Origin of the sequence: Dialister sp., assembly GCF_051885895.1 — a bacterium.
Lineage (GTDB): Bacteria > Bacillota > Negativicutes > Veillonellales > Dialisteraceae > Dialister.
Map to the genome: position 1 here is coordinate 1 of NZ_JBJEXP010000096.1, position 5,923 is coordinate 5,923.

6 protein-coding genes and 1 other annotated feature are annotated in these 5,923 nt (G+C 51.2%); all 6 genes read right to left on the reverse strand.

Annotation, left to right across the window (positions count from 1 at the left end):
- Nucleotides 1-227: 227 nt before the first annotated feature.
- The 6 genes from ACI4N7_RS08320 to ACI4N7_RS08345 all read right to left on the reverse strand — a co-directional run bounded on the left by ACI4N7_RS08320 (nucleotide 228) and on the right by ACI4N7_RS08345 (nucleotide 5,552).
- Nucleotides 228-1,265, reverse strand: coding sequence for an ABC transporter substrate-binding protein (locus tag ACI4N7_RS08320; protein WP_439732894.1), 1,038 nt, complete (start codon nucleotides 1,263-1,265; stop codon nucleotides 228-230).
- Nucleotides 1,266-1,329: 64 nt separating this feature from the next.
- Entirely contained in the window at nucleotides 1,330-2,361 is a 1,032-nt protein-coding gene (locus tag ACI4N7_RS08325) for an ABC transporter substrate-binding protein (protein WP_439732895.1), read from the reverse strand.
- Between the two features lie 143 nt (nucleotides 2,362-2,504).
- Nucleotides 2,505-2,669 carry a hypothetical protein gene (locus tag ACI4N7_RS08330; protein ID WP_439732896.1) on the reverse strand — a complete coding sequence of 55 codons (165 nt, stop codon included), beginning with the start codon at nucleotides 2,667-2,669 and terminating at the stop codon, nucleotides 2,505-2,507.
- On the reverse strand, nucleotides 2,666-3,724 hold the full coding sequence (locus tag ACI4N7_RS08335) for an iron-containing alcohol dehydrogenase family protein (protein WP_439732897.1): 1,059 nt from the start codon (nucleotides 3,722-3,724) through the stop codon (nucleotides 2,666-2,668). Before ACI4N7_RS08335 ends, ACI4N7_RS08330 begins: the two co-directional genes overlap by 4 nt.
- A gap of 14 nt (nucleotides 3,725-3,738) precedes the next feature.
- Nucleotides 3,739-4,539 carry an ABC transporter ATP-binding protein gene (locus ACI4N7_RS08340; RefSeq protein WP_439732898.1) on the reverse strand — a complete coding sequence of 267 codons (801 nt, stop codon included), beginning with the start codon at nucleotides 4,537-4,539 and terminating at the stop codon, nucleotides 3,739-3,741.
- Nucleotides 4,533-5,552: an ABC transporter permease gene (locus ACI4N7_RS08345; RefSeq protein ID WP_439732899.1), complete on the reverse strand. Its 1,020-nt coding sequence runs from the start codon at nucleotides 5,550-5,552 to the stop codon at nucleotides 4,533-4,535. Before ACI4N7_RS08345 ends, ACI4N7_RS08340 begins: the two co-directional genes overlap by 7 nt.
- Nucleotides 5,553-5,593: 41 nt before the next feature.
- Nucleotides 5,594-5,839: a binding site (T-box leader), on the reverse strand.
- Nucleotides 5,840-5,923: the final 84 nt, after the last annotated feature.

The following is a 5,923-nucleotide window of genomic DNA, read 5'->3' on the forward strand; positions in this document are numbered from 1 at the left end:
GATGTGAAGGTTTTACGCTGCCGACAGTTATCATTTATACTGGCTTTGACAGGTACCTGCCTTAACCGCCGCCAAGGGCGGCATTCATCACTGCCTTCTGAACCAGGCCGGAAGGCGTCAGCCGATTCCGGCCCGACCCTGGGGCGCTGAGAGGAGAAAGGTTTGGCAGCGCCTTGAACCCTTTACCCCCACTTGCGAACGGGAATGCTCTTTTCCTCCCCTATGAATCACAGACTGGGCGTATCTTCCAGTCCGTCAAAACGCTGGAATGCTCCGTCAGCCAGGGCTTTAGCGTCCACATCATGAACAATGCCGATTTCTTCCAGCTGGGCAGCCGCCCTTTCAATGGCATCATAGCCGCCCTGCACGGAAGGCACGTAATTGTAGGATTTCAGCAGTTCCGCATTCAGAGCTACGTCGCCGGATACATAGTTCTTATCATGAAGCATCTGGGCCACTTCATCCGGATGTTTAGACACGTAGAGAGCCCCTTTCATGACAGCCCGGGTATAGCCTTTGGCCAGATCCGGATGTTCCTGTACAAATTTGGATGTCAGAATAGCAGAGCAGCAGTATTCATCCTTGAATTCCGGAGACTTGGCTGTATCCAGCACGGAGGTAAAGCCGTACTCCTTCATGGCGATAGCTCCGACAGGATCTGTCATGGCGATGGCATCCACCTGTCCCGATTTCAATGCCTGGGGCAGAGAGTTTCTTTCCACCACTACAAATTCCACTTCCATATTGTCCGGGGTGACGCCGATGCCATCGGTATGAAGAGCGCGCTGGGCAATGACAGTAGCAGTATCAGCCAGGCCGGATACACCGATTTTCTTGCCCTTCAGGCCCTTCACATCGGTGATGCCGGTATCAGGACGGGTAACAATACGGACGCAGCCTGTATGAAGGCCGGCGGTGAGTTTAACCGGAAGTCCATTCTGGATCGGCTGTATAATTTTGGAAACCAGGGTCTGCATGCCGTCTACCTTGTCCGTCCCCAAGGCTTCCGTTTCACTGGCTCCCTGGATATTAATCATTTCCGGATTGATTCCTTCTTCCTGGAAGAAACCTTTTTCATAGGCAACGACCGTAGATGCTTCGCAGAGGGACGGAGAATAGGCTACCCGCATATTCGTCTTTCCTTCTGCTGCCGGTGCGGCGCTTTTCGCACTGCTTCCTGCGCTCTGGGTGCCTCCGCACCCTGCAAGACCCAGTACGCTTGCAAGAGCAAGTGCCGCTGCCAATGATTTCCAGTGTTTGTTCATGATATATCCTCCTTTTGCGTATGGCGATGATTTTATGTCCATACGCTTCTATGTATGTAAGGCCTTACAGGCTCGTTACATCCTTGTAGCCGTCAAAGAACTGATAGGAATTATCTGCAAATTCTTTGGCATCCAGCTGATTGACCAGTCCCAGATCCGACAGGTCCTTGGCTGCTGCCTTAATGGCATCATAGCCGCCCTGCACCGACGGAGTGTAGTTGTAGGATTTCAAAAGTTCGGCGTAGTCTTTCTCGTCGCCGTTTACATATTTCTTTTCAATCAGCAGTTTGGCTGCTTCCTCCGGATGCTGCTTGATGTAAAGGGAGCCCTTCTGGATTGCTTCCGTCAGTGCTTTCGCTGCATCCTTATTCTTTTCAATGAACTGGTTCGTCACTACCAGATCGCAGCAGTATTCATCCTTCCAGCCCTGGGAGGTTGCTGTATCCAGCACCGGTACATAGCCGTATTCTTTCTGGGCGATATAGCCTACCGGATCCGTCATGACGATGGCATCCACCTGTCCCGAGGAAAGAGCCTGAGGAAGGCTGTTCCTGTCCACCACCACAAATTCCACTTCCATATTATCCGGAGTGACGCCGATGCCTTCATGCTTCAGTGCACGCTGGATAATGACAGTGCCCGTATCTGCCAGGCCGGATACGCCGATTCTCTTGCCCTTCAGATCCTTGACATCCTTAATGCCTGTATCCGGGCGGGTAATGGCTCTGACGCAGCCAAAGTGGACACCGGTCGTTCCTTTCACCGGGAGACCGTTCTGCAGAGGATGGATGGTTTTGCTGACCAGGGTAATTTCCATATCTACCTTATTGGATCCCAGAGACTCATTGGCCGTAGCCCCATCCACCTTTACCAGTTCCGGATCCAGTCCGGCTTCTTTAAAATAGCCTTTTTCATAGGCCACAAAAATAGGTGCCTGGCAGAGGGACGGCGAATAGCCAACCTTCACCTTTACATTGTCTACCTTGGCTGCGCCGGAAGCACCGGACTTCCCGCTGTCTCCGCAGCCTGCCAGACCAAATACGGAAACCAGAGCCAGTGCAGCTGCAGCTGCTTTCACTTTGTTGGAAATCATCATGATCCATCTTCCCCTTTCGAATATATCTGCATATAACCGCGGCCATTGACCGCTCCCCCTTGAAAAGAGATCTGTGTGAAATAAAAAAATTTGAGAAATACGAAGCCGCCGGACGTAGAAACAGCAGCAGTCCTCCCAGCCCGCTATTTACAGCAGTCCTTTTCCGTGGCTTTCACCGCTTCTTCATAGGTCATAGTGTGTGCCGGCTGCTGTCCCGACGCATAGACCTCATAGGCCAGCCCCAGGCTTGATGCTGCCAGCAGGATGAGAGAGGCTATGACTGCATTGATTCTCTGTTTCGTATTCATTTGAGTCCCTCCAGTTCATCCATGGCTTTTACAATATTTTCCTTTGTGATTTTATAGGGCACATGTCGGATGTCCGGTTTTTCCAGTGCAAATCCGGCCAGAGCTGGTGCGTCCTCCCTGTCCACCCCGATATCGGAAAGGGTATGAGGCAGACCGGTTTTCTTTGTGAAGGAAAGCATCTTATCTCTTTCTTCCTTCTGTCCATCCAGAGTAAGAAGCACCAGCGTGCCATAGCATACCACCGCTCCATGAAGATGATTGCCCTTATGGGGCACCTGATTGTGACTGTTGTAAATCGCATGGGCCAGACTGGAATTATAAATCACCGGCACACAGTTGGATATGAGGCCTGTGGAAATGATAATATTCTGCACTACAAAGCGGAAAACATCGCTGTCTTTTCCCTGGTCAAAATCCGCCAGCGCTTCTTCCCCTTTTTCCAGAAGACCATCGGAGCAGCTTCCCGCCAGACGGACGCCAAGGCTCTGGAAATAGTCCAGTGTATCTCCTCTGGAGTTGAACAGCACTTCATATTCCTTGGAAAGAGCATCCCCTATGCCTGCCCAGAAATAATCACGGGGAGAATGGAGCACCACATCCGTGTCGATAAACGTATGGAAAGGCGGGCGGCTCCGATACCAGTTGGCCCGATAGGTATGATCGGGGTAATACATGATGCATACGGCCGTAATGGACGCACAGTTCGACGCCAGGGTAGGAAATGTAAAAATGGGCTTGTCCAGTTTTTCCGCTGCATATTTGGCCGTATCGCAGGCCCTGCCTCCGCCTACGGCAAAAATCATATCCGCTTCTTTCACTTCCGGGATTTCCGTCAGCCTGTCCCCGTTTTCAAAAGTGGCATCATCCCCGTAAAGGAAGCTGCCGGTAATGGAAATCCTGCCTTTCACTGCTTTCCGTATCAGCGGTTCAGCCGCTTTTCTCGCACGGTTTCCTCCGATGATGACTGCCGTTTTCCCGAACTTGCCGCAGACAGCCGGAATTTCATCATAGGCATCAGGCCCCATGGTATAACTTGGTAAAAACCGATTTTCCATATGTATCCCCTCTCTTATGAAACCACTTCTCCCAGATCTTCCGGCAGACCGTTTTCTCCATAGTGGAGAGCCTTCAGAATTTCTGTCTTATAGGCAGTAAACTCCGGCGATTCTCTGTCCACCGGCCGTTTAAGCTCAATGGGAATTTCCTTGATCACCCTGCCGGGATGGGAAGACAGCACCACCACCTTCTGGGCCATGTATACCGCTTCTTCAATATCATGGGTTACCATAATCATGGTGGTATGACTCTTTTCCCATACCCTGCGGATTTCCTCCTGCATGGTCATACGGGTGAAAGCATCCAGTGCTCCCAGCGGTTCATCCAGAAGCAGAATCTTCGGATGGCCGATAAGCGCCCTGGCCAGGGAGGCCCTCTGCTGCATGCCGCCGGATACCTGGTAGGGATAATGATCCTCGTATCCATCCAGACCCACCTGATGGATAATTTCTTTCACATCTTCCTTCCGCTTTTCATAGGTTCCCTGCACCTTGAGACCAAAAGCAATATTGTCATAAATGGAAAGCCAGGGAAACAGCACATGGTCCTGGAACATGAAGCCCCGATCCACACCCGGTCCTTCCACCTTCTTTCCATCCACTTCCACCTTGCCTCCATCAGGGAAAAGGAAGCCGGAAATAATGCGGAGCAGCGTAGACTTCCCGCAGCCCGAAGGGCCGATGAAGGAAGTAAAGGAGCCCGGCGCAATATCCAGAGATATGCCCGAAAGAATCAGCTGCCGTCCTCCGGCGGCATTGGCATCTTCAAAACTCTTGGATACCCGGTCAATAAGGATATGCCCTTCTTCTACCATTTAATAACTCCTTTCTGCCATGCCAGCACCCGGTTTCTCAGTTTGAACATCAGCTCCATGAAAAGGCAGAAGCTGCCGGCGATAAGAATGAGGCCTGCATATACATTGGCATAAGCCATCATTTCCTTCTGCCAGTTTACATACCAGCCAAGGCCATACTTGGCACCCATCATTTCTGCTGTTACCAGCACTACGAAGCTCATGCAGGTCCCCGTAAAGACTCCCATGAAGATATCCGGCATAGCTGCCGGAACCGCTACGCGGAATACCTGATCCCAATGGCTGGCGCCCAGCGTTTCCGCCACTTCGAAGTAAGACTTATTCACATTCCGTATGCCCGAAAGGGTAAGGGATGCAGTCGGGAACCAGATGGAAAGGAAAATCAGGAAAACGCTGCCGCTGTACATGGTGGGGAAAATCACCAAAGCCAGCGGGATCCAGGCTACCGGTGGAATCGGTCCCAGCGCCTTGATGAAGGGCCACAGCCAGTAATCCGCCCGTTTGGAAAAGCCCAGCCATGCACCGGTGGCAATGCCTATCGATACGCCCAGGATCCAGCTGATCGCCAGAAGGGAATAGGAATAAGCGATACAGGATAAAAGAAGATTGAAATCCTTCACAAATACCTGCAGCACCCTGTCCGGCGCCGGGAAGTAAATCACCGGCAGCAGGGCAAATTTAGCAGTGGCCAGGTTCAGCCCGTCCAAAAGCTGGGCCAGCATGGCATAAAAAGGAGCCATGTAGACCACCTTTTTCCTCGTTTCCACAGAAAAGAGAGAAGCCGCTGCAAAAGCCAGATACACTGCAAGGCAGATTCCCAGAAAATACAGCAGATAGGGATGAGGCATCTTCATCTGCTGCAGACTGCGTTTAATCAATACATCCGCCGCTCCTGTCACCAAAATAGAAACTACCGGTAAAGAAAGAAGGAGCCATTCTTTCTTTTTCATGCATACCACATTCCTTTCTTCCGTGTCCTTCAGAACACCTGCTGTACCTGCCTCTGTATTCATTTCATCCTCCTGACTGAAACAAAATAAAAAGGCCCCGTCCCCAAAGGGACGAGAACCTCGTGTTTCCACCCAATTTTACCATGAAGTCGCCTTCATGGCCTTTGAAGGTACCTGTGGGAATATCCTCCCCGTACCCCTGCGCTGTAACGGGCGTCTCCCGACAGAGCCTACTTTTTTCGGCTCATGAGCTCAGAAATGCACTTCCTTTTCCTATCCGTATCCGCTTCCATCAGCCGGACTCGCTTGGCCGTATTCGGAAAAGTACTCTCTTTCTTCATCACCTGTGCATCATGGAAAAAGAAATCCGGAGATTTCTTTACTTCTTGTAAAACTGGTGAAATGCGGGAGAAGAAATGCCCAGGAAAAGCAGG

Bases quoted from the DNA above. Each gene is read 5' to 3' on its own strand.
- ACI4N7_RS08320 (WP_439732894.1), bottom strand. From the start codon at position 1,265: ATGAACAAACACTGGAAATCATTGGCAGCGGCACTTGCTCTTGCAAGC.
- ACI4N7_RS08325 (WP_439732895.1), bottom strand. From the start codon at position 2,361: ATGATGATTTCCAACAAAGTGAAAGCAGCTGCAGCTGCACTGGCTCTG.
- ACI4N7_RS08330 (WP_439732896.1), bottom strand. From the start codon at position 2,669: ATGAATACGAAACAGAGAATCAATGCAGTCATAGCCTCTCTCATCCTG.
- ACI4N7_RS08335 (WP_439732897.1), bottom strand. From the start codon at position 3,724: ATGGAAAATCGGTTTTTACCAAGTTATACCATGGGGCCTGATGCCTAT.
- ACI4N7_RS08340 (WP_439732898.1), bottom strand. From the start codon at position 4,539: ATGGTAGAAGAAGGGCATATCCTTATTGACCGGGTATCCAAGAGTTTT.
- ACI4N7_RS08345 (WP_439732899.1), bottom strand. From the start codon at position 5,552: ATGAATACAGAGGCAGGTACAGCAGGTGTTCTGAAGGACACGGAAGAA.